This window comes from Klebsiella pneumoniae complex sp. WS1778, from assembly GCF_049472055.1.
Taxonomy (GTDB): domain Bacteria; phylum Pseudomonadota; class Gammaproteobacteria; order Enterobacterales; family Enterobacteriaceae; genus Klebsiella; species Klebsiella quasipneumoniae.
In genome coordinates this window covers 326,318-346,719 of the sequence record NZ_JBKGTJ010000002.1, presented here as the reverse complement: position 1 = coordinate 346,719, position 20,402 = coordinate 326,318, and the positions used below count along the sequence as shown (strand labels likewise).

Sequence of the window (20,402 nt, the reverse complement as noted above, 5' to 3'; positions counted from 1 at the left end):
CACAATGAGTAGCGTAGATATTCTGGTTCCCGACCTGCCTGAGTCCGTAGCTGACGCAACCGTCGCCACCTGGCACAAAAAACCGGGCGACGCGGTCGTCCGTGACGAAGTCCTGGTCGAAATCGAAACTGACAAAGTGGTACTGGAAGTACCGGCATCAGCGGACGGCATTCTGGATGCAGTGCTGGAAGACGAGGGCGCTACCGTCCTGTCTCGCCAGATCCTTGGCCGCCTGCGCGAAGGTAACAGCGCAGGTAAAGAAAGCAGCGAAAAAGCCGATGCGAAAGCGTCCACTCCGGCGCAGCGTCAGCAGGCCTCTCTGGAAGAGCAGAACAACGACGCGCTGAGCCCGGCGATCCGTCGTCTGCTGGCTGAACACAACCTTGACCCAGCGGCCATCAAAGGCACTGGCGTCGGCGGCCGTCTGACCCGCGAAGACGTTGAGAAACATCTGGCGAAAGCCCCGGCGCCGGCAGAAGCCAAAGCGCCAGCCTCCGCCGCGGCAGCCGCGCCGGCGCCGCAGCTGGGCAATCGTTCTGAAAAACGCGTCCCGATGACCCGCCTGCGTAAACGCGTGGCCGAGCGTCTGCTGGAAGCGAAAAACTCCACCGCCATGCTGACCACGTTCAACGAAGTCAACATGAAGCCCATCATGGATCTGCGTAAGCAGTACGGTGAGGCGTTCGAAAAACGTCACGGCATCCGTCTGGGCTTTATGTCCTTCTACGTGAAAGCGGTAGTGGAAGCGCTGAAACGCTATCCGGAAGTGAACGCTTCCATCGATGGCGACGACGTGGTGTACCACAACTACTTCGACGTCAGCATGGCCGTATCCACCCCGCGCGGCCTGGTCACCCCGGTTCTGCGTGACGTCGACCTGCTGGGCATGGCGGATATCGAAAAGAATATTAAAGAGCTGGCAGTGAAAGGCCGCGACGGCAAGCTGACCGTAGATGACCTGACCGGCGGTAACTTCACCATTACCAACGGCGGCGTGTTCGGCTCCCTGATGTCCACGCCGATCATCAACCCACCGCAGAGCGCCATCCTGGGTATGCATGCCATTAAAGACCGTCCGATGGCGGTGAATGGCAAGGTAGAGATCCTGCCGATGATGTACCTGGCGCTCTCCTACGACCACCGTCTGATCGACGGACGTGAGTCGGTAGGCTTCCTGGTGGCGATTAAAGAGCTGCTGGAAGATCCGACCCGTCTGCTGCTGGACGTGTAGTCAGCAAGCGTATTACCTACCGTAGGCCGGATAACACGCGTTAGCGCCGTTATCAGGCCTACAGGTTTAAAGATAATTACACCCTGAAGGATGGACTGAACACATGAACTTACATGAATATCAGGCAAAACAACTTTTTGCCCGCTATGGCTTACCGGCGCCGGTGGGTTATGCCTGTACTACTCCGCGTGAAGCAGAAGAAGCCGCTTCAAAAATCGGCGCGGGTCCGTGGGTAGTGAAATGTCAGGTTCACGCTGGTGGCCGCGGCAAAGCGGGCGGTGTGAAAGTGGTGAAGAGCAAAGAAGAGATCCGCGCATTTGCCGAGCACTGGCTGGGCAAACGTCTGGTGACCTATCAAACAGATGCGAACGGCCAGCCGGTTAACCAGATCCTGGTTGAAGCGGCGACCGATATTGACAAAGAGCTGTACCTGGGCGCGGTCGTTGACCGTAGTTCCCGTCGCGTGGTGTTCATGGCCTCTACTGAAGGCGGCGTGGAAATCGAAAAAGTGGCGGAAGAGACCCCGCACCTGATCCACAAGATCGCCATCGATCCGCTGGCTGGCCCGATGCCTTACCAGGGCCGTGAACTGGCGTTCAAACTGGGCCTGGAAGGTAAGCAGGTTCAGCAGTTCACTAAGATTTTCATGGGCCTGGCGACCATTTTCCTGGAGCGCGACCTCGCGCTGATCGAAATTAACCCGCTGGTGATCACCAAGCAGGGCGACCTGATCTGCCTGGACGGCAAACTGGGCGCTGACGGCAACGCGCTGTTCCGCCAGCCGGATCTGCGCGAAATGCGCGACCAGTCTCAGGAAGATCCGCGTGAAGCGCAGGCGGCGCAGTGGGAACTGAACTACGTCGCGCTGGACGGCAACATTGGTTGCATGGTTAACGGCGCGGGTCTGGCGATGGGTACCATGGACATCGTTAAACTGCACGGCGGCGAACCGGCTAACTTCCTCGACGTGGGCGGCGGCGCCACCAAAGAGCGCGTCACCGAAGCGTTCAAAATCATCCTCTCTGATGACAACGTGAAAGCGGTGCTGGTTAACATCTTCGGCGGTATCGTACGCTGCGACCTGATCGCTGACGGTATCATCGGTGCGGTAGCGGAAGTTGGGGTTAACGTTCCGGTGGTGGTTCGTCTGGAAGGTAACAACGCCGAACTGGGCGCGAAAAAACTGGCTGACAGCGGCCTGAATATTATTGCAGCGAAAAGTCTGACGGACGCAGCACAGCAGGTTGTTGCCGCAGTGGAGGGGAAATAATGTCAGTTTTAATTAATAAAGATACCAAGGTTATCTGCCAGGGCTTCACCGGTAGCCAGGGGACCTTCCACTCTGAACAAGCGATCGCTTACGGTACGCAAATGGTTGGCGGCGTGACGCCAGGCAAAGGCGGCACCACGCACCTGGGCCTGCCGGTGTTCAACACCGTGCGCGAAGCCGTTGAAGCGACCGGCGCTACCGCGACCGTGATCTACGTTCCGGCGCCGTTCTGCAAAGATTCCATTCTGGAAGCGATTGACGCGGGCATTAAGCTTATCATCACCATCACCGAAGGTATCCCGACCCTGGATATGCTGACTGTGAAAGTGAAACTGGACGAAGCGGGCGTGCGCATGATCGGCCCGAACTGCCCAGGCGTGATCACCCCGGGCGAATGCAAAATCGGCATCATGCCGGGTCACATTCACAAGCCGGGTAAAGTGGGCATCGTTTCCCGTTCCGGTACCCTGACCTATGAAGCGGTTAAGCAGACCACCGACTACGGCTTCGGCCAGTCTACCTGTGTCGGTATCGGCGGCGACCCGATCCCGGGCTCTAACTTCATCGATATCCTGAAGCTGTTCCAGGAAGACCCGCAGACCGAAGCGATCGTCATGATCGGTGAGATCGGCGGCAGCGCGGAAGAAGAAGCGGCTGCCTACATCAAAGAGCACGTGACCAAGCCGGTTGTCGGCTACATCGCGGGCGTGACCGCGCCGAAAGGCAAGCGTATGGGCCATGCGGGCGCCATCATCGCTGGCGGTAAAGGTACTGCTGATGAGAAATTCGCAGCCCTGGAAGCAGCCGGTGTGAAAACCGTTCGCAGCCTGGCCGATATCGGCGAAGCGCTGAAAGCGATCATCAAGTAAACCCTCTCTGCTTGTCCGCAAGCAGAAATCTGTCCGATTTCGACATGGTTGGCCACCGTCAGGTGGCCTTTTTTTTGGCCGTTATCCGCTTCTCCCGAAAGCCGCTGAGCCAGCAAACCCCGCGTTTGGCGAAAACCTTATCTATCATATTGATTTTAAGAATTATTTCATAAATATTCTCGACGTGCGGTTGTCGGAAAGGAAAATATGCCCTGGCCGTACCGGAGGGAAGCAAAACAGACACTAAAAAAAGAGTGGGGGAGGGGATAAGAAAACAGGAAAAAATACTGTGAGCGGTCTAGCATTAATCGGATCGGCTCTTTTTTTTCTTTTTTTTCCTGCGGCGTTAAATAATATTACCTATGATTCTCATCTCTCCCTTTTTAGTAACCAATCAAAGTATACTTTAAACACAGTATTAACATTAAGTTTACCAATATTCTTTATTGGGCTACATAATTAACACGTAGAGTAAAAATTGATTTATATCAATACTTAATGCTTGGAAAAATCCTTCAAAAAACGTTAAATTGTCTCAAGTCAAATTGGCCTAAACTGGCCATCTTCGCTATATATTGATCACCGTCGAAAAATGTAAAACTGGAACAATAAAAACATATTTATTGTAAGGTTATTGCGGCGTAATATATTGGGGAATCAATTGGGTTTTTCGTTAACGTATTTGTAACCTTGTCCTGGCGTGGTTTCACTTTCGGTTGAAACCCGCTCCGGGCGGGCGACAAATAAAAATTTGTATTGGGGCATGCGTATGAGCCAGAGCTTCTCGGTTCATTTTCGGAGTCTTCATGCGATGAGCAAGGAGTCATGATGTTAGATATAGTCGAACTGTCGCGCTTACAGTTTGCCTTGACCGCGATGTACCACTTCCTGTTTGTGCCACTGACGCTCGGTATGGCGTTCCTGCTGGCCATTATGGAAACGGTCTACGTCCTTTCCGGCAAACAGATTTATAAAGATATGACCAAATTCTGGGGCAAGTTGTTTGGTATCAACTTCGCGCTGGGTGTGGCGACCGGTCTGACCATGGAGTTCCAGTTCGGGACTAACTGGTCGTATTACTCACACTACGTGGGGGATATCTTCGGTGCGCCGCTGGCCATTGAAGGTCTGATGGCCTTCTTCCTCGAATCCACCTTTGTAGGTCTGTTCTTCTTCGGTTGGGATCGTCTGGGTAAAGTTCAGCACATGGCCGTCACCTGGCTGGTCGCACTGGGCTCCAACCTCTCCGCGCTGTGGATCCTCGTCGCAAACGGTTGGATGCAGAACCCTATCGCATCGGACTTCAACTTTGAAACCATGCGTATGGAGATGGTTAGCTTCTCCGAACTGGTGCTCAACCCGGTTGCTCAGGTGAAATTTGTTCACACCGTGGCGTCGGGCTATGTCACCGGTGCGATGTTCATCCTGGCTATCAGCTCCTGGTACATGCTGAAAGGCCGTGACTTTGCCTTTGCTAAGCGCTCCTTTGCCATCGCAGCCAGCTTCGGTATGGCAGCGATCCTCTCCGTTATTGTGCTGGGTGACGAATCTGGTTACGAAATGGGCGACGTGCAGAAAACCAAACTGGCGGCTATCGAAGCAGAGTGGGAAACCCAGCCTGCGCCGGCGGCCTTTACCCTGTTTGGTATTCCCGATCAGAATGCGCAAACCAACCACTTCGCCATCCAGATCCCTTACGCGCTGGGCATCATTGCCACCCGCTCGGTGGATAAGCCGGTTATCGGTCTGAAGGATCTGATGGTTCAGCACGAAGAGCGTATCCGTAACGGCATGAAGGCCTATGCGCTGCTGGAGCAACTGCGCGCCGGTTCCACCGACCAGTCCGTTCGCGACCAGTTCAATAACGTGAAGAAAGATCTTGGCTATGGTCTGCTGCTGAAACGCTATACCCCGAACGTCGCTGACGCCACGGAAGAGCAGATCGCCAAAGCGACCAAAGACTCTATTCCAAGCGTCGCACCGCTGTACTTCGCCTTCCGTATCATGGTGGCGTGCGGCATCCTGATGCTGTTGATTATCGGCGCCTCCTTCTGGAGCGTGATCCGTAACCGTATCGGCGAGAAAAAATGGCTGCTGCGCGCCGCGTTCTATGGCTTGCCGCTGCCGTGGATTGCCGTGGAGTCAGGCTGGTTTGTTGCCGAATACGGCCGTCAGCCGTGGGCGATTGGTGAAGTCCTGCCGACGGCGGTGGCCAACTCGTCGCTGACCGCGGGCGATCTGATCTTCTCTATGTTGCTGATCTGCGGCCTGTACACGCTGTTCCTGGTGGCTGAACTGTTCCTGATGTTCAAGTTTGCCCGCAAAGGACCTAGCAGCCTGAAAACCGGCCGCTATCACTTTGAACAGTCCTCTGCGGCTATTCAGTCGGCACGCTAAGACAGGAGTCGTCAAATGATCGATTATGAAGTATTGCGTTTTATCTGGTGGCTGCTGATTGGCATCCTGCTGATTGGCTTCGCCGTCGCCGACGGGTTCGACATGGGGGTGGGCATGCTCACCCGCTTCCTCGGCCGTAACGACACCGAGCGTCGGATTATGATCAACGCCATCGCCCCGCACTGGGACGGTAACCAGGTGTGGCTGATCACCGCCGGCGGCGCGCTGTTCGCTGCCTGGCCGATGGTCTACGCCGCGGCGTTCTCCGGTTTCTATGTGGCGATGATTCTGGTGCTGGCCTCGTTGTTCTTCCGTCCGGTCGGTTTCGACTACCGTTCCAAGATCGAGGACACCCGCTGGCGCAACATGTGGGACTGGGGCATCTTCATCGGCAGCTTCGTGCCGCCGCTGGTGATTGGCGTGGCCTTCGGCAACCTGCTGCAGGGCGTGCCGTTCCATGTCGACGAATACCTGCGTCTCTTCTATACCGGTAATTTCTTCCAGCTGCTGAACCCGTTTGGTCTGCTGGCCGGTATCGTCAGCGTGGCGATGATCCTGACCCAGGGCGCGACCTACCTGCAGATGCGTACCGTAGGCGAACTGCACCTGCGCACCCGCACCGTCTCCACGGTGGCGGCGCTGGTGACGCTGGTCTGCTTCGCGCTGGCGGGCGTGTGGGTCTACTACGGTATCGACGGCTATGTGGTGAAATCGGTGATTGACCATACCGGCCCGTCTAATCCGCTGACCAAAGAAGTGGTGCGTGAAGCTGGCGCGTGGATGGTGAACTTTAACAATATGCCAGCGCTGTGGGCGATCCCTGCCCTGGGCGTGGTGCTGCCGCTGCTGACCGTCGTTTCGACCAAAGCGGATAAAGGCGCCTGGGCATTCCTGTTCTCCTCGCTGACCCTGGCCTGCATCATTCTGACTGCCGGTATTGCGATGTTCCCGTTCATCATGCCGTCCAGCACTATGCTGAACGCCAGCCTGACGATGTGGGACGCGACCTCCAGCCAGCGGACGCTGAATCTGATGACCTACGTGGCGATTGTCTTCGTGCCGATCATTCTGGGCTACACCAGCTGGTGTTACTGGAAAATGTTTGGCCGCATCACGCGCGAAGACATCGAAAAGAACACCCACTCGCTGTACTAAGGTAAGGAGCTATATATGTGGTACTTCGCATGGATTTTGGGAACGCTTCTTGCCTGTGCCTTTGGGGTGATTACCGCGCTGGCGCTTGAGCACGTGGAAGCCACCAAAGCCGGGAAGAAAGAAGAAATCTGATGAAATTTATCGCTACTCTGTACGCGATAATGGACAAGCGCCCGCTCCGGGCGCTTTCCTTATTGATGGCGCTGCTGCTGGCAGGCTGCATCTTCTGGGATCCGTCGCGCTTTGCCGCGAAGACCAGCGAGCTGGAAATCTGGCATGGTTTCTTGCTGATGTGGGCAGTTTGCAGCGGCGTTATTCACGGCGTGGGCTTCCGCCCGCGTGCCGTTCACTGGCAGGGGATTTTTTGTCCGCTTATCGCTGATATCGTGCTCGCTTTAGGTCTCTTCTTTTTCTTCTTTTGAATAAGAGATCTCTGTTAATGCTATGGGCTTGCATAAGCCCATAAAAATTTACGCCCCGTTTACTTTCCCCCATTCCAAACCACCTTTCCCGCGCGTATAGTAGCGAAGTTTGAAAGCTCTAACCTTTTTTTGCATTACCGGGATGTAAAGTGAATACAACGCTGTTTCGATGGCCGGTTCGGGTCTACTACGAAGATACCGACGCCGGTGGTGTGGTTTACCACGCCAGTTACGTCGCTTTTTATGAAAGAGCACGCACAGAGATGCTGCGCCACCATCACTTTAGTCAACAGGTTCTGTTGGCTGAACGCGTTGCCTTCGTGGTTCGCAAAATGACGCTGGAGTATTTTGCCCCCGCCAGACTCGACGACATGCTCGAAGTCCAGACGGAAATTACCTCGATGCGCGGCACCTCTTTGGTTTTCACGCAGCGAATCGTCAACGCCGAGAATACAGTGTTAAACGAAGCTGAGGTTCTCATTGTGTGCGTTGATCCACTCTTAATGAAGCCACGTGCGCTTCCCAAGTCTATTGTCGCGGAGTTTAAGCAGTGACTGACATGAATATCCTTGATTTGTTCCTGAAGGCGAGCCTTCTGGTTAAACTTATCATGTTGATTTTGATTGGTTTTTCTATCGCTTCCTGGGCTATCATTATTCAGAGAACGCGTATCCTTAACTCGGCCGCGCGCGAAGCTGAAGCGTTCGAGGACAAATTCTGGTCCGGGATTGAACTGTCCCGTTTGTATCAGGAAAGCCAGGGGCGTCGCGATAATCTGACCGGTTCGGAGCAGATCTTCTACAGCGGCTTCAAAGAGTTTGCGCGCTTGCATCGGGCCAACAGCCATGCGCCGGAGGCGATCGTCGAAGGGGCATCGCGCGCGATGCGTATTTCGATGAACCGCGAGCTGGAAACGCTGGAGACCCATATTCCGTTCCTCGGCACCGTAGGCTCCATCAGCCCGTATATCGGTCTGTTCGGTACCGTTTGGGGGATCATGCACGCCTTTATCGCTCTTGGCGCGGTGAAGCAGGCCACCCTGCAGATGGTGGCGCCGGGTATCGCCGAAGCGCTGATCGCCACTGCGATCGGTCTGTTCGCTGCTATCCCTGCGGTCATGGCGTATAACCGCCTGAACCAGCGCGTGAACAAGCTTGAACTGAATTACGACAACTTTATGGAAGAGTTCACCGCCATTCTGCACCGTCAGGCTTTTACCACCAGCGAAAGCAATAAGGGGTAAGCCATGGCCAGAGCACGTGGACGCGGACGTCGCGAACTGAAGTCCGAGATCAACATCGTTCCGCTGCTGGATGTCCTGCTGGTGCTGTTGCTGATCTTTATGGCAACGGCGCCGATCATTACGCAGAGCGTGGAAGTCGATCTGCCGGACGCCACGGAATCGCAAGCGGTGAAAAGCAATGACGATCCGCCGGTGATTGTGGAAGTCTCCGGGGTAGGGCAGTACAGCGTGAAAGTGGGGCAGGAGACGCTGTCCCAGCTGCCGCCGGAGCAGGTGATTGCCGAAGCGAAGCGTCGTCTTGAAGCCAATGAGAAAACGGTATTCCTGATCGGCGGTGCGAAAGACGTCCCTTACGATGAAATTATTAAAGCGCTGAACCTGTTGCATAGTGCAGGGGTTAAATCGGTCGGCTTGATGACCAAACCTATTTAATCGCTTCAGGTAGGTGCGTCCGCGCGGCGTTCGGCGGCGAGTATCGCTCGCCGTCGGTGCGCATCGCGGGTACAGGCGAACAGTTTTTGGGAACCGATAGTGTCAAAGGCAACCGAACAAAACGACAAGCTTAAACGAGCGATCATCATTTCAGTCGCGCTGCACATCATACTGATCGCGCTGCTGATCTGGAGTTCGTTTGACGAGCATCTTGATGCCTCTGCCGGCGGCGGCGGGGGATCGTCGATTGATGCCGTCATGGTCGATCCGGGGGCGGTGGTAAATAACTATAACCGTCAGCAACAGCAGCAGGCCAGCGCACGTCGCGCCGCTGAACAGCGCGAAAAACAGGCGCAGCAGCAGGCGGAAGAGTTACGTGAGAAGCAGGCGGCGGAACAGGAACGGCTGAAACAGCTCGAACAGGAGCGGCTGCAGGCGCAGGAAGCGGCGAAAGAAGCGAAGGAACAACAGAAGCAGGCTGAGGAAGCCGCAGCCAAGGCTGCCGCGGCGGCGAAAGCCAAAGCGGATGCGCAGGCTAAAGAAGCGCAGGAAGCAGCGGCCAAAGCGGCCGCCGAGGCGAAAGCGAAGGCGGATGCCCAGGCGAAAGCGGCTGAACTGGCGGCAGCGAAAGCGGCTGCTGACGCGAAGAAACAGGCCGAAGCCGCCGCCGCGAAAGCAGCGGCCGAGGCGAAGAAACAGGCGGAAGCCGAAGCGGCGAAAGCCGCGGCAGAGGCGCAGAAGAAAGCAGAAGCGGCAGCGGCGAAGAAAGCGCAACAGGAAGCGGAGAAGAAGGCCCAGCAGGAAGCGGCTAAACAGGCAGCGGCTGAAAAAGCGGCTGCAGAAAAAGCCGCCGAAAAAGCAGCTGAGAAAGCGGCCGCGCAAAAAGCGGCCGCGGAGAAGGCCGCCGCCGAGAAAGCCGCCGCAGCTGAAAAAGCAGCGGCAGCCAAAGCGGCAGCTGCTGAGAAGGCGGCGGCTGATAAAGCGGCCAAAGCGGCAGCAGCAAAAGCCGCGGCAGCGAAGAAAGCGGCTGCAGCGAAAGAAGCGGACGGCGTTGACGACCTGCTCGGCGATCTGAGCTCTGGTAAGAATGCGCCGAAAGGTAGCACCAGCGGTAGCACAGGTGGCTCTTCACCTGCTAAAGGAAGTAAACCGGGGCAGGGCGGTGCATCTCAGGCGGAGATTGCCAGCTATATTTCGCAGGTGCAGGCCGCGATTAAAGGACATCTCTATGACTGGGATACGTACAAGGGTAAAGTATGTACGTTGCGCGTAAACCTGGCTCAGGATGGAACGTTGTTGAGTGTGAAATCGGAAGGCGGCGATCCGGCTTTCTGCCAGCAAATGCTGGCGGCTACCAGTCGGATGAGCAAATTCCCTAAACCGCCGTCGCAGGCTGTTTATGAAACGTTCAAAAATGCGCCACTGGACTTCAAACCTTAAGCGCTTTTTCTCCCCGCGTTAGCGGGGGGAAAGAAAATAGGGCGGTCATGGGTTTTGGTAGTTTTGTGTATTTGAGTTTGTTAACATTCTGCTAAATTATCGTGGGCTTTCCGCCCGGATAAGGGAGATATGATGAAGCAGGCATTACGAGTAGCATTTGGTTTTTTAATGCTGTGGGCGGCGGTGCTGCACGCAGAAGTACGTATCGAGATCACCCAAGGGGTGGACTCGGCGCGCCCCATCGGGGTGGTACCGTTCCAGTGGGCCGGCCAGGGCGCTGCGCCGGAAGATGTTGGCGGTATCGTGGCAGCTGACCTGCGCAACAGCGGTAAATTCAACCCGCTGGATCGCTCGCGTCTGCCGCAGCAGCCGACCAGTCCCCAGGAAGTGCAGCCTGCAGCCTGGTCTGCGCTGGGTATTGACGCCGTGGTCGTCGGTCAGGTGACGTCAAACCCGGATGGTTCTTATCAGGTCGCGTATCAGCTGGTGGATACCGGCGGTGCGCCGGGCACAACGCTGGCGCAAGGCTCTTTCAAAGTCACTAAGCAGTACCTGCGCTATGCAGCGCACACTGCCAGCGATGCGGTATTTGAAAAGCTGACTGGTATTAAAGGCGCCTTCCGTACCCGTATCGCCTACGTGGTGCAGACCAACGGCGGTCAGTTCCCGTATGAGCTGCGTGTCTCCGATTATGATGGCTACAACCAGTTCGTGGTTCACCGCTCCTCCCAGCCGCTGATGTCCCCGGCCTGGTCTCCGGACGGTTCAAAACTGGCTTACGTAACCTTCGAAAGCGGTCGTTCTGCGCTGGTGGTGCAGACCCTGGCGAACGGCGCAGTGCGTCAGATTGCCTCCTTCCCGCAGCACAACGGCGCGCCGGCGTTCTCGCCGGATGGCTCTAAACTGGCTTTCGCGCTGTCGAAAACCGGTAGCCTGAACCTGTACGTGATGGATCTGGGCTCGGGTCAGATTCGTCAGGTGACCAACGGTCGCAGCAACAACACCGAACCAAGCTGGTTCCCGGACAGCCAGAACCTGGCCTTCACCTCTGACCAGGCCGGTCGTCCGCAGGTGTATAAAGTCAATATTAATGGCGGCACGCCGCAGCGTATCACCTGGGAAGGCTCGCAGAACCAGGACGCTGACGTGAGCGCGGATGGTAAAACGATGGTAATGGTCAGCTCGGCCGGCGGCCAGCAGCACATTGCCAAACAAGATCTGGAAGCGGGTGGTGTACAGGTTCTGTCATCAACGTTTTTAGACGAAACGCCAAGTCTGGCACCTAACGGCACTATGGTAATCTACAGCTCTTCTCAGGGGATGGGATCCGTGCTGAATCTGGTTTCTACAGATGGGCGTTTCAAAGCGCGTCTTCCGGCAACTGATGGACAGGTAAAATCACCTGCCTGGTCGCCGTATCTGTGATAATAAATAATTGATTATTAAAGGAATCAAAGAAATGCAACTGAACAAAGTGCTGAAAGGGCTGATGATCGCTCTGCCGGTTATGGCAATCGCGGCATGTTCTTCTAACAAGAACGCCAGCAACGACCAGAGCGGTGAAGGCATGCTGGGTGCCGGCACTGGTATGGACGCTAACGGTAACGGCGGCAACATGTCTTCTGAAGAGCAAGCTCGTCTGCAGATGCAGCAGCTGCAGCAGAACAACATCGTTTACTTCGATCTGGACAAGTACGATATCCGTTCTGACTTCGCTGCCATGCTGGACGCGCACGCTAACTTCCTGCGCAGCAACCCGTCCTACAAAGTGACTGTAGAAGGTCACGCGGATGAGCGCGGTACGCCGGAATACAACATCGCGCTGGGTGAGCGTCGTGCTAACGCCGTTAAGATGTATCTGCAGGGCAAAGGTGTTTCTGCCGATCAGATCTCCATCGTTTCTTACGGTAAAGAAAAACCAGCAGTACTGGGTCATGACGAAGCGGCATATGCCAAAAACCGTCGCGCCGTACTGGTTTACTAAGAGAATTGCATGAGCAGTAACTTCAGACATCATTTATTGAGTCTGTCGTTACTGGTTGGCATAGCGGCCCCCTGGGCCGCTTTTGCTCAGGCGCCAATCAGTAGTGTCGGCTCAGGCTCGGTCGAAGACCGTGTCACTCAACTTGAGCGTATTTCCAATGCTCACAGCCAGCTTTTAACCCAACTCCAGCAACAACTCTCTGATAACCAGACTGACATTGATTCTCTCCGTGGTCAGATCCAGGAGAACCAGTATCAGCTGAATCAGATCGTTGAGCGTCAAAAGCAGATTCTGCTGCAGATTGACGGGCTGACGAGCGGGGGTGGCGCAGCAGCGGCTGGCGCCCAGACGTCGTCTTCCGGCGATCAGAGCGCGGCTGCTACCAGCGCAGCGCCAGCGGCCTCTTCAGGCGCTCCGGCGATGACCGGCGATGCGAACACCGATTACAATGCGGCCATTGCCCTGGTGAAGGATGCTTCACGCCAGGATGACGCCATGGCGGCGTTCCAGAACTTCGTTAAAAAGTACCCGGATTCGACTTATCAGCCGAACGCCAACTATTGGCTCGGACAGTTGAACTACAATAAGGGGAAAAAAGACGATGCGGCGTTTTACTTCGCCTCGGTGGTGAAGAACTACCCGAAATCGCCAAAAGCGCCAGACGCCATGTTTAAGGTCGGCGTGATCATGCAGGACAAAGGTGATACCGCGAAAGCGAAAGCGGTTTACCAGCAGGTGATCAACAAATTCCCCGGCACCGACGGTGCGAAACAAGCGCAAAAACGACTTAATGCCCTTGGTTGATTACGGCATGACCAGAAATCGCATCATTTCTGGTCTTGTCGCCTGAATCGCCAGCAGTTAAGTGATCTTTATCGAAATTTTAGTTGCGCTGAATTCTGAAATCAGTAATATATGCCGCCGTTGCCAAGGGATATCAAACAAGCCCAAAGCGACGCCAGAGTGGGTCGTTAGCTCAGTTGGTAGAGCAGTTGACTTTTAATCAATTGGTCGCAGGTTCGAATCCTGCACGACCCACCAATCGTTCTGGTGGAACGCGATAGTAAAACGTGAAGGATAACGTTGCGACAGCAACGGCCCATAGGGCGAGGCAAAGCCGAGTCATCCTGCACGACCCACCAATTAGCAGTATCCAGCGTAGTATCGGGTGATTAGCTCAGCTGGGAGAGCACCTCCCTTACAAGGAGGGGGTCGGCGGTTCGATCCCGTCATCACCCACCACCGGGTCGTTAGCTCAGTTGGTAGAGCAGTTGACTTTTAATCAATTGGTCGCAGGTTCGAATCCTGCACGACCCACCATTATAATGATGGGGTCGGTGGAGGCAGTATCAGTAGTATCCAGCGCAGTTTCGGGTGATTAGCTCAGCTGGGAGAGCACCTCCCTTACAAGGAGGGGGTCGGCGGTTCGATCCCGTCATCACCCACCACTCGGGTCGTTAGCTCAGTTGGTAGAGCAGTTGACTTTTAATCAATTGGTCGCAGGTTCGAATCCTGCACGACCCACCAATTTCAGCATTTAACTCAGATGTTGAACGTGAAGGATAACGTTGCGTCAGCAACGGCCCGTAGGGCGAGGTGAAGCCGAGTCATCCTGCACGACCCACCAATTTTAATATTGGTGTCCAGTGAAATTATTCAGGTAGTACCAGAGCGGGTCGTTAGCTCAGTTGGTAGAGCAGTTGACTTTTAATCAATTGGTCGCAGGTTCGAATCCTGCACGACCCACCAATCTTTAATGATGGTAACTGGTAGAAAAGTGAAGGATAACGTTGCGTCAGCAACGGCGCCGAAGGGCGAGGCGAAGCCGAGTCATCCTGCACGACCCACCATCCTGAATGATTACAGTAGCAAAATCCCGCAAGGGGTCGTTAGCTCAGTTGGTAGAGCAGTTGACTTTTAATCAATTGGTCGCAGGTTCGAATCCTGCACGACCCACCAATGTAAAAAGGCGCCCTAAAGGCGCCTTTTTGCTATGCGTTGAACTCAACGATTCGAACCTGCGGCAGGTTCGGGTCTCACGTAGTGAGACAACGGAGCCGCTTGCGGCGACGGCCCGAAGGGCGAGGCGAAGCCGAGTCATCCTGCACGACCCACCAATGTAAAAAGGCGCCCTAAAGGCGCCTTTTTGCTATGCGTCATTCTCCACAATCCTACTTCAGCATGACCCCCTGCCGCCGCTTACCGTGACGCCATAAGGCACGAACCGGTAGCCCGGGAAGATGCGTAGCATCGTCCCCGGGGAATAGGTGCTCATGTACAAAATTCATCACGACTTTTTGCTCGTAATCCGCTATCTTGTTTAGCATATAAAACACCATGACCGTGTTAAGGCATAGACAGGCCATAGTGACGGTCTTAGAGTTAAGCCAGTAAAACGAGATTGCATGATGAGCGTAATGTTTGATCCTGAAACGGCGATTTATCCCTTCCCACCGAAACCGCAGCCGCTGACCGTCGACGAAAAGCAGTTTTACCGCGAGAAAATCAAGCGTCTGCTGCGCGAGCGCGATGCCGTGATGGTGGCGCATTACTACACCGATCCTGAAATTCAACAACTGGCGGAAGAGACCGGCGGCTGTATAGCCGACTCGCTGGAGATGGCGCGCTTTGGCGCCCGCCATTCGGCCTCCACGCTGCTGGTCGCCGGGGTGCGTTTTATGGGGGAAACCGCCAAAATCCTTAGCCCGGAAAAGACCATTCTGATGCCGACCCTGAACGCCGAGTGTTCGCTGGATCTGGGCTGTCCGATTGAGGAATTCAACGCCTTCTGCGACGCCCATCCCGATCGCACCGTGGTAGTCTATGCCAATACGTCCGCCGCGGTGAAGGCTCGCGCCGACTGGGTGGTGACCTCCAGCATCGCCGTGGAACTCATTGACCATCTGGATAGTCTTGGTCAAAAGATCCTCTGGGCGCCGGACCGCCATCTTGGCCGCTATGTTCAGCGTCAGACCGGCGCAGACGTGATCTGCTGGCAGGGGGCGTGCATCGTGCACGATGAGTTTAAAACCCAGGCACTGACGCGTATGAAGGCCCTCTATCCTGAAGCTGCTGTACTGGTCCATCCCGAGTCGCCGCAGGCAATCGTCGAGATGGCCGATGCCGTAGGTTCCACCAGTCAGCTGATCGCGGCGGCGAAAAGCCTGCCCCAGCGCCAGCTGATCGTGGCGACCGATCGCGGTATCTTTTATAAAATGCAGCAGGCGGTGCCGGAGAAAACGCTGCTGGAAGCGCCCACCGCTGGTGAAGGGGCGACCTGCCGCAGCTGCGCGCATTGTCCTTGGATGGCGATGAACGGCCTGAAAGCCATTGCCGAGGGGCTCGAGCAGGGCGGCGCTGAACATGAAATCCACGTCGACGAAGCGCTTCGGACCGGCGCATTAATTCCCCTTAACCGGATGCTGGATTTTGCGGCTACACTACGGGGATAACGTATTGTCGCGTCGCAAGACGCTGAGGGGATGAAATGGATTTTTTTAGCACGCAGAATATTTTAGTACATATACCCATCGGCGCCGGGGGGTACGATCTCTCCTGGATAGAGGCCGTGGGGACCATCGCCGGGCTGCTGTGTATCTGGCTGGCGAGCCTGGAGAAGATCAGCAACTATGCATTCGGTCTGGTCAACGTCACGCTGTTCGCCATCATCTTCTTTCAGATCCAGCTGTACGCCAGCCTGTTGCTGCAGCTGTTCTTCTTTGCCGCTAACGTTTACGGCTGGTATGCCTGGTCGCGGCAAAGCAGCAATCATGAGGCCGAGCTGCAGATCCGCTGGCTACCACGCAGTAAAGCCCTGGGCTGGCTGGCGGCCTGCGTGGTGGCGATCGGCTTGCTGACCCTGTTTATCAATCCGTTTTTTGCCTTCCTGACGCGAATCGCGGTCAGCCTGATGCAAGCGCTTGGTTTGCATGTCACGATGCCGGAACTGCAGCCGGATGCCTTCCCGTTCTGGGACTCCTGTATGACGGTGCTGTCGGTAGTGGCGATGATCTTAATGACCCGCAAATACGTTGAGAACTGGCTGCTGTGGGTCATCGTCAACGTCATAAGCGTGGTGATTTTTGCCCGTCAGGGCGTCTATGCTATGTCGCTGGAATATCTCTTGCTGACGTTCATTGCGCTGAACGGCAGCCGAATGTGGATAAACAGCGCGCGTGAGCGAGGTTCTCACGCGTTTTCTGGCTAATGATGGTGGTGATGATCGTGCCCGGCGTGCATCGTGTTGAGATGGCACTCCGGGCCGCTGCAGGGCTGGTACTCCATCTGCACCGTGGCATGCTCAATTTCATATTTATGTTCCAGGAAATGCAGGATGCGGTTGAGTAACGCATCATGATCGTGCGGCGGGACCACCTGCACATGCAGCGTCATCACCGGTTTTTCCCCCACTAGCCAGACGTGAACGTGGTGAACATCGCGCACCTCCGGGATAGAGCGGCGGATATCCCGCTGCAGGGCCGCCACATCGAGCGAACGCGGTGCGCCTTCCAGCAGCTCATGCAGACTCTCCTTCAGCAGCCGCCATGCGCTACGTAGCACCAGGCAGGAAACCAGCACGGAAAGGATCGGATCGACAGGCGTCCAGCCGGTGGTGAGGATCACCACGGCGGCCACAATCGCGCCAACCGAACCCAGCAGATCGCCGAGCACGTGTAGCGCCGCGGCGCGCACGTTGAGATTCCGCTCTTCGCTGCCACGATGTAGGATCCAAAACGCCAGCACGTTGGCCAGCAGGCCAGCGACCGCAATGACCATCATCGTCACCCCGGCAACCGGCTGCGGATGCTGGAAGCGCTGAATGGCCTCCCAGACAATCAGCATGGTGATCACCACCAGAGCAATGGCATTGAGAAACGCCGCCAGGGTGGTCAAACGCAGCCAGCCAAAAGTATGGCGGGCGTTCGGGGGACGGCTGGCGAAGCGAACCGCCAGCAGCGCAAACAGCAGGGCGGCGGAGTCGGTGAGCATATGGCCGGCATCCGCCAGCAGGGCCAGCGAGCCGGAGATCGCGCCGCCGATGGCTTCTATCAGCATAAAACCGGCGGTGACGATGAACGCCCAAAGCAGCCGGCGGGCGTTGCCGTTATCCGGAGCCTGGGCAGGGGAGTGCGAATGCGAGTGCGCCATGGTGTCGTCCCTTGATAGTTATCATTATCACGCTATGACAGCATAAACAGAGAACGATAACAAACAGAGAAAAGGCGAGCCCAGCTCGCCTTTTCTCTGTTTGCACTCACCGCATCAATTACTGGGTGGTGCCGTCGGTTTTGCTGTTGTCATGGTTCATGCTGTCGCCGTTGTCCAGTTTCTTACCGGTATCCGGACAGCGGCCGTCTTTACACATCGAGTTTTTATGTACCTCATCGCTCGACATATTGTCCTGGCTCATCGTCGAGCCGTCAGGATGAAGCATGGTGCCGCCAGAGCCAGAGTTAATTTGGCTATTATCCACGTTATTCGGCGCCACGTTTTCACGGGCATCCGGCGCCACCTGGCCGGCATCAGCGGAAGAGTTGGCCTGGCCATTGTTGGACTGGGCGCCGGTGTCTGCCGCCAGGGCCGCGCCGCTGGCAAGACTTAAGGTGGCGGTGAGCAAAAGGGTCGTCAGTTTTTTCATATTCATCGGATACTCCTGTTGGGTCGGGAAGCGGTAAAAAACGCCTCCAGCGGTAAGTGTGCCAGGGATCTGACTCGCTATGGTTTAAGACTCCGCAGACGATCGCAGTGTCACTATATAATCCTGAAACGTAAGACTTAATTAGCTTTAACAGTTAAATATTGTAGTTCATGAGCCTGCTTTCGCTACTTTATGGCGTATTTTTGCCTATTTCCAGGATTATTCCATCACTACTGTAAAATCACGTTTACACTATTTCAGCGAAGAGATAGATTGGAGGGATTGCATTTCATTGAATAAGTATGGCAACGCTGGAAAGAAGATGAATTATCAGAACGACGATTTACGCATTAAAGAGATCAACGAATTATTACCTCCCGTTGCGCTCCTGGAAAAATTCCCTGCTACCGAAAATGCTGCAAACACCGTTGCACATGCTCGCAAAGCGATCCACCAGATCCTCAAAGGCGATGATGACCGCCTGCTGGTGGTGATTGGGCCTTGTTCTATTCACGACCCGGCGGCGGCGAAAGAGTACGCTTCCCGTCTGCTGACCCTGCGCGAGGCGTTGAAGGGCGAGCTCGAGATCGTCATGCGCGTCTATTTTGAGAAACCGCGCACCACCGTCGGCTGGAAAGGGCTTATCAACGATCCCCATATGGATAACAGCTTCCGCATCAACGACGGGTTGCGCATTGCGCGCAAACTGCTGCTGGACATTAACGACAGCGGTCTGCCGGCGGCGGGGGAATTCCTCGATATGATCACCCCGCAATATGTCGCCGATCTGATGAGCTGGGGCGCCATTGGGGCGCGTACCACCGAATCTCAGGTTCACCGCGAGCTCGCCTCGGGGCTCTCCTGCCCGGTGGGCTTTAAGAATGGTACCGATGGCACCATCAAGGTGGCTATCGACGCGATTAACGCCGCCGGCGCGCCGCACTGTTTCCTGTCGGTCACCAAGTGGGGCCACTCCGCTATCGTTAATACCAGCGGCAACGGCGACTGCCATATTATTCTGCGCGGCGGCAAAGAGCCGAACTACAGCGCGAAGCACGTGGCGGACGTGAAGATCGGCCTGGCTAAAGCGGGCCTGCCGGCCCAGGTGATGATCGATTTCAGCCATGCCAACTCCAGCAAGCAGTTCAAGAAGCAGATGGAAGTGGGCGCCGACGTATGCCAGCAGATCGCCGGCGGCGAGCGCGCCATTATGGGCGTGATGATTGAAAGCCATCTGGTGGAAGGCAACCAGAGCCTCGAGAGCGGTGAACCGCTGACCTACGGCAAGAGCGTCACCGACGCCTGCATCGGCTGGGAGGATACCGACACGATCCTGCGTCAGCTGGCAGAAGCAGTGAAAACCCGTCGCGGCTAAGCTACTCTGCGTTAGCGCAGGTCATAAAAAAAGCGTGGAGATTTCCACGCTTTTTTGTTTTGACCGGGGAAATTACTTCGCTTTACCCTGGTTGGCGACGGCAGCCGCTTTCGCCGCGATCTCTTCCGCATTGCCCAGATAGTAATGTTTGATCGGCTTGAAGTTTTCATCGAACTCATACACCAGCGGTACGCCGGTCGGGATGTTCAGTTCGAGGATCTCGTCTTCGCCCATGTTGTCGAGGTATTTCACCAGTGCGCGCAGGGAGTTACCGTGAGCGGCGATGATCACGCGCTCACCGCTTTTCAGGCGCGGCAGAATGGTTTCGTTCCAGTAAGGCACGACGCGGTCGATGGTCAGCGCCAGGCTTTCAGTGGTCGGCAGTTCGGCGTCGGTCAGTTTTGCATAGCGCGGGTCGTGACCCGGGTAGCGCTCGTCGTCTTTGGTCAGCTCCGGCGGAGTGACAGCGAAGCCGCGACGCCACTGTTTAACCTGCTCGTCACCGTATTTCTCAGCGGTTTCCGCTTTGTTCAGGCCCTGCAGCGCGCCGTAATGACGCTCGTTCAGCTTCCAGGATTTCTCAACCGGCAGCCAGGCCTGATCCAGTTCGTCCAGTACGTTCCACAGGGTATGGATGGCACGTTTCAGCACGGAGGTATAAGCAAAATCAAAGCTGAAGCCTTCAGCCTTCAGCAGTTTACCTGCCGCTTTCGCTTCGCTAACGCCTTTCTCGGACAGATCAACGTCGTACCAACCGGTGAAGCGGTTTTCGTTGTTCCACTGGCTTTCGCCATGACGAACCAGTACCAGCTTAGTTACAGCCATTCTCTTACTCCTCTCTACACGCCATCCCTCGCGCCGCGAACGGTGCGCTGAATATGTTGGTGTATGTGTTATTGATTGATAACTATTCTCATTATATTGCCGTGATTTGGCTCACGGCAAT

General features: G+C 55.7%; 20 protein-coding genes, 7 tRNA genes, 1 other RNA gene and 1 pseudogene. 25 read left to right on the top strand and 4 right to left on the bottom strand.

Translation table 11 applies throughout. The annotated features are described in order from the left end of the window. The first annotated feature begins 4 nt into the window (after nt 1–4). From odhB to ACLEXF_RS11530, 22 genes are all read left to right on the top strand, one after another. A complete protein-coding gene (odhB, locus tag ACLEXF_RS11635; RefSeq protein WP_114505805.1) occupies nt 5–1,231 on the top strand; it encodes a 2-oxoglutarate dehydrogenase complex dihydrolipoyllysine-residue succinyltransferase in 1,227 nt (408 codons plus the stop codon). Between the two features lie 103 nt (nt 1,232–1,334). After that, on the top strand, nt 1,335–2,501 hold the full coding sequence (gene sucC, locus ACLEXF_RS11630; RefSeq protein WP_002895039.1) for an ADP-forming succinate--CoA ligase subunit beta: 1,167 nt from the start codon (nt 1,335–1,337) through the stop codon (nt 2,499–2,501). After that, nucleotides 2,501–3,370, top strand: coding sequence for a succinate--CoA ligase subunit alpha (gene sucD, locus ACLEXF_RS11625; RefSeq protein ID WP_004885990.1), 870 nt, complete (start codon nt 2,501–2,503; stop codon nt 3,368–3,370). The genes sucC and sucD overlap by 1 nt, the downstream gene beginning before the upstream one ends. Before the next feature lie 828 nt (nt 3,371–4,198). Beyond that, nucleotides 4,199–5,767, top strand: a complete 1,569-nt coding sequence (cydA, locus tag ACLEXF_RS11620; RefSeq protein ID WP_032455734.1) for a cytochrome ubiquinol oxidase subunit I — start codon at nt 4,199–4,201, stop codon at nt 5,765–5,767. Between the two features lie 15 nt (nt 5,768–5,782). Next, nucleotides 5,783–6,922, top strand: a complete 1,140-nt coding sequence (gene cydB, locus ACLEXF_RS11615) for a cytochrome d ubiquinol oxidase subunit II (RefSeq protein WP_004885993.1) — start codon at nt 5,783–5,785, stop codon at nt 6,920–6,922. 15 nt (nt 6,923–6,937) lie between these two features. Next, nucleotides 6,938–7,054 (top strand): cytochrome bd-I oxidase subunit CydX, encoded by a 117-nt coding sequence (gene cydX / locus ACLEXF_RS11610; RefSeq protein WP_002895051.1) that lies wholly within the window; start codon nt 6,938–6,940, stop codon nt 7,052–7,054. Then, a complete protein-coding gene (gene ybgE / locus ACLEXF_RS11605; RefSeq protein ID WP_002895053.1) occupies nt 7,054–7,344 on the top strand; it encodes a cyd operon protein YbgE in 291 nt (96 codons plus the stop codon). The genes cydX and ybgE overlap by 1 nt, the downstream gene beginning before the upstream one ends. A gap of 149 nt (nt 7,345–7,493) precedes the next feature. Then, nucleotides 7,494–7,898, top strand: a complete 405-nt coding sequence (ybgC, locus tag ACLEXF_RS11600; RefSeq protein WP_002895056.1) for a tol-pal system-associated acyl-CoA thioesterase — start codon at nt 7,494–7,496, stop codon at nt 7,896–7,898. Next, nucleotides 7,895–8,587: a Tol-Pal system protein TolQ gene (gene tolQ, locus ACLEXF_RS11595; protein WP_004152221.1), complete on the top strand. Its 693-nt coding sequence runs from the start codon at nt 7,895–7,897 to the stop codon at nt 8,585–8,587. The genes ybgC and tolQ overlap by 4 nt, the downstream gene beginning before the upstream one ends. Nucleotides 8,588–8,590: 3 nt before the next feature. Continuing rightward, nucleotides 8,591–9,019, top strand: a complete 429-nt coding sequence (tolR, locus tag ACLEXF_RS11590) for a colicin uptake protein TolR (RefSeq protein WP_002895061.1) — start codon at nt 8,591–8,593, stop codon at nt 9,017–9,019. A gap of 99 nt (nt 9,020–9,118) precedes the next feature. After that, nucleotides 9,119–10,459 carry a cell envelope integrity protein TolA gene (gene tolA / locus ACLEXF_RS11585; protein ID WP_099441834.1) on the top strand — a complete coding sequence of 447 codons (1,341 nt, stop codon included), beginning with the start codon at nt 9,119–9,121 and terminating at the stop codon, nt 10,457–10,459. A gap of 132 nt (nt 10,460–10,591) precedes the next feature. Next, nucleotides 10,592–11,884 (top strand): Tol-Pal system beta propeller repeat protein TolB, encoded by a 1,293-nt coding sequence (tolB, locus tag ACLEXF_RS11580; RefSeq protein ID WP_004885999.1) that lies wholly within the window; start codon nt 10,592–10,594, stop codon nt 11,882–11,884. A 34-nt stretch (nt 11,885–11,918) separates the two neighbouring features. After that, the gene (pal, locus tag ACLEXF_RS11575; RefSeq protein WP_002895068.1) at nt 11,919–12,443 is read left to right on the top strand and encodes a peptidoglycan-associated lipoprotein Pal; all 525 of its coding nucleotides are present in this window, start codon (nt 11,919–11,921) and stop codon (nt 12,441–12,443) included. Between the two features lie 9 nt (nt 12,444–12,452). Continuing rightward, nucleotides 12,453–13,247, top strand: a complete 795-nt coding sequence (gene cpoB, locus ACLEXF_RS11570) for a cell division protein CpoB (protein ID WP_004886003.1) — start codon at nt 12,453–12,455, stop codon at nt 13,245–13,247. A 161-nt stretch (nt 13,248–13,408) separates the two neighbouring features. Next, nucleotides 13,409–13,484 (top strand) — tRNA-Lys (locus ACLEXF_RS11565). Nucleotides 13,485–13,609: 125 nt separating this feature from the next. Beyond that, nucleotides 13,610–13,685: transfer RNA gene (locus tag ACLEXF_RS11560), tRNA-Val, on the top strand. A gap of 2 nt (nt 13,686–13,687) precedes the next feature. Beyond that, nucleotides 13,688–13,763: transfer RNA gene (locus tag ACLEXF_RS11555), tRNA-Lys, on the top strand. 52 nt (nt 13,764–13,815) lie between these two features. Next, nucleotides 13,816–13,891: transfer RNA gene (locus ACLEXF_RS11550), tRNA-Val, on the top strand. Nucleotides 13,892–13,894: 3 nt separating this feature from the next. Then, nucleotides 13,895–13,970: transfer RNA gene (locus ACLEXF_RS11545), tRNA-Lys, on the top strand. Between the two features lie 146 nt (nt 13,971–14,116). Then, nucleotides 14,117–14,192: transfer RNA gene (locus ACLEXF_RS11540), tRNA-Lys, on the top strand. Between the two features lie 134 nt (nt 14,193–14,326). Beyond that, nucleotides 14,327–14,402 (top strand) — tRNA-Lys (locus ACLEXF_RS11535). A 36-nt stretch (nt 14,403–14,438) separates the two neighbouring features. Beyond that, nucleotides 14,439–14,560, top strand: a non-coding RNA gene (locus ACLEXF_RS11530) — RtT sRNA. A 59-nt stretch (nt 14,561–14,619) separates the two neighbouring features. Here ACLEXF_RS11530 and ACLEXF_RS11525 read toward each other — a convergent pair. Continuing rightward, nucleotides 14,620–14,782, bottom strand: a pseudogene (locus ACLEXF_RS11525) (hypothetical protein). Nucleotides 14,783–14,851: 69 nt separating this feature from the next. Between ACLEXF_RS11525 and nadA the strand changes: the two are divergent. Both nadA and pnuC read left to right on the top strand, forming a co-directional pair. Continuing rightward, nucleotides 14,852–15,895: a quinolinate synthase NadA gene (gene nadA, locus ACLEXF_RS11520; RefSeq protein WP_017899604.1), complete on the top strand. Its 1,044-nt coding sequence runs from the start codon at nt 14,852–14,854 to the stop codon at nt 15,893–15,895. Between the two features lie 35 nt (nt 15,896–15,930). After that, nucleotides 15,931–16,650, top strand: a complete 720-nt coding sequence (gene pnuC / locus ACLEXF_RS11515; protein WP_407259883.1) for a nicotinamide riboside transporter PnuC — start codon at nt 15,931–15,933, stop codon at nt 16,648–16,650. Here pnuC and zitB read toward each other — a convergent pair. Together zitB and ACLEXF_RS11505 are read right to left on the bottom strand one after the other, a co-directional pair. After that, nucleotides 16,647–17,591: a CDF family zinc transporter ZitB gene (zitB, locus tag ACLEXF_RS11510; RefSeq protein WP_048294396.1), complete on the bottom strand. Its 945-nt coding sequence runs from the start codon at nt 17,589–17,591 to the stop codon at nt 16,647–16,649. The two genes, pnuC and zitB, sit on opposite strands and share 4 nt — an antisense overlap. A gap of 118 nt (nt 17,592–17,709) precedes the next feature. Beyond that, nucleotides 17,710–18,087 (bottom strand): YbgS-like family protein, encoded by a 378-nt coding sequence (locus ACLEXF_RS11505; RefSeq protein ID WP_017899606.1) that lies wholly within the window; start codon nt 18,085–18,087, stop codon nt 17,710–17,712. A gap of 316 nt (nt 18,088–18,403) precedes the next feature. Between ACLEXF_RS11505 and aroG the strand changes: the two genes are divergently transcribed. After that, complete coding sequence (aroG, locus tag ACLEXF_RS11500) at nt 18,404–19,456, top strand: 3-deoxy-7-phosphoheptulonate synthase AroG (protein ID WP_049004307.1); 1,053 nt, start codon at nt 18,404–18,406, stop codon at nt 19,454–19,456. 72 nt (nt 19,457–19,528) lie between these two features. Here the strand turns inward: aroG and gpmA are convergent, their stop codons facing one another. Beyond that, nucleotides 19,529–20,281 carry a 2,3-diphosphoglycerate-dependent phosphoglycerate mutase gene (gene gpmA, locus ACLEXF_RS11495; RefSeq protein WP_002895089.1) on the bottom strand — a complete coding sequence of 251 codons (753 nt, stop codon included), beginning with the start codon at nt 20,279–20,281 and terminating at the stop codon, nt 19,529–19,531. Nucleotides 20,282–20,402 lie beyond the last annotated feature (121 nt).

What these genes read in the sequence shown, in the direction of transcription:
- odhB (WP_114505805.1), top strand. Translation starts at nt 5, where the DNA reads ATGAGTAGCGTAGATATTCTGGTTCCCGACCTGCCTGAGTCCGTAGCT.
- sucC (WP_002895039.1), top strand. Translation starts at nt 1,335, where the DNA reads ATGAACTTACATGAATATCAGGCAAAACAACTTTTTGCCCGCTATGGC.
- sucD (WP_004885990.1), top strand. Translation starts at nt 2,501, where the DNA reads ATGTCAGTTTTAATTAATAAAGATACCAAGGTTATCTGCCAGGGCTTC.
- cydA (WP_032455734.1), top strand. Translation starts at nt 4,199, where the DNA reads ATGTTAGATATAGTCGAACTGTCGCGCTTACAGTTTGCCTTGACCGCG.
- cydB (WP_004885993.1), top strand. Translation starts at nt 5,783, where the DNA reads ATGATCGATTATGAAGTATTGCGTTTTATCTGGTGGCTGCTGATTGGC.
- cydX (WP_002895051.1), top strand. Translation starts at nt 6,938, where the DNA reads ATGTGGTACTTCGCATGGATTTTGGGAACGCTTCTTGCCTGTGCCTTT.
- ybgE (WP_002895053.1), top strand. Translation starts at nt 7,054, where the DNA reads ATGAAATTTATCGCTACTCTGTACGCGATAATGGACAAGCGCCCGCTC.
- tolR (WP_002895061.1), top strand. Translation starts at nt 8,591, where the DNA reads ATGGCCAGAGCACGTGGACGCGGACGTCGCGAACTGAAGTCCGAGATC.
- tolB (WP_004885999.1), top strand. Translation starts at nt 10,592, where the DNA reads ATGAAGCAGGCATTACGAGTAGCATTTGGTTTTTTAATGCTGTGGGCG.
- pal (WP_002895068.1), top strand. Translation starts at nt 11,919, where the DNA reads ATGCAACTGAACAAAGTGCTGAAAGGGCTGATGATCGCTCTGCCGGTT.
- cpoB (WP_004886003.1), top strand. Translation starts at nt 12,453, where the DNA reads ATGAGCAGTAACTTCAGACATCATTTATTGAGTCTGTCGTTACTGGTT.
- nadA (WP_017899604.1), top strand. Translation starts at nt 14,852, where the DNA reads ATGAGCGTAATGTTTGATCCTGAAACGGCGATTTATCCCTTCCCACCG.
- pnuC (WP_407259883.1), top strand. Translation starts at nt 15,931, where the DNA reads ATGGATTTTTTTAGCACGCAGAATATTTTAGTACATATACCCATCGGC.
- zitB (WP_048294396.1), bottom strand. Translation starts at nt 17,591, where the DNA reads ATGGCGCACTCGCATTCGCACTCCCCTGCCCAGGCTCCGGATAACGGC.
- ACLEXF_RS11505 (WP_017899606.1), bottom strand. Translation starts at nt 18,087, where the DNA reads ATGAATATGAAAAAACTGACGACCCTTTTGCTCACCGCCACCTTAAGT.
- aroG (WP_049004307.1), top strand. Translation starts at nt 18,404, where the DNA reads ATGAATTATCAGAACGACGATTTACGCATTAAAGAGATCAACGAATTA.
- gpmA (WP_002895089.1), bottom strand. Translation starts at nt 20,281, where the DNA reads ATGGCTGTAACTAAGCTGGTACTGGTTCGTCATGGCGAAAGCCAGTGG.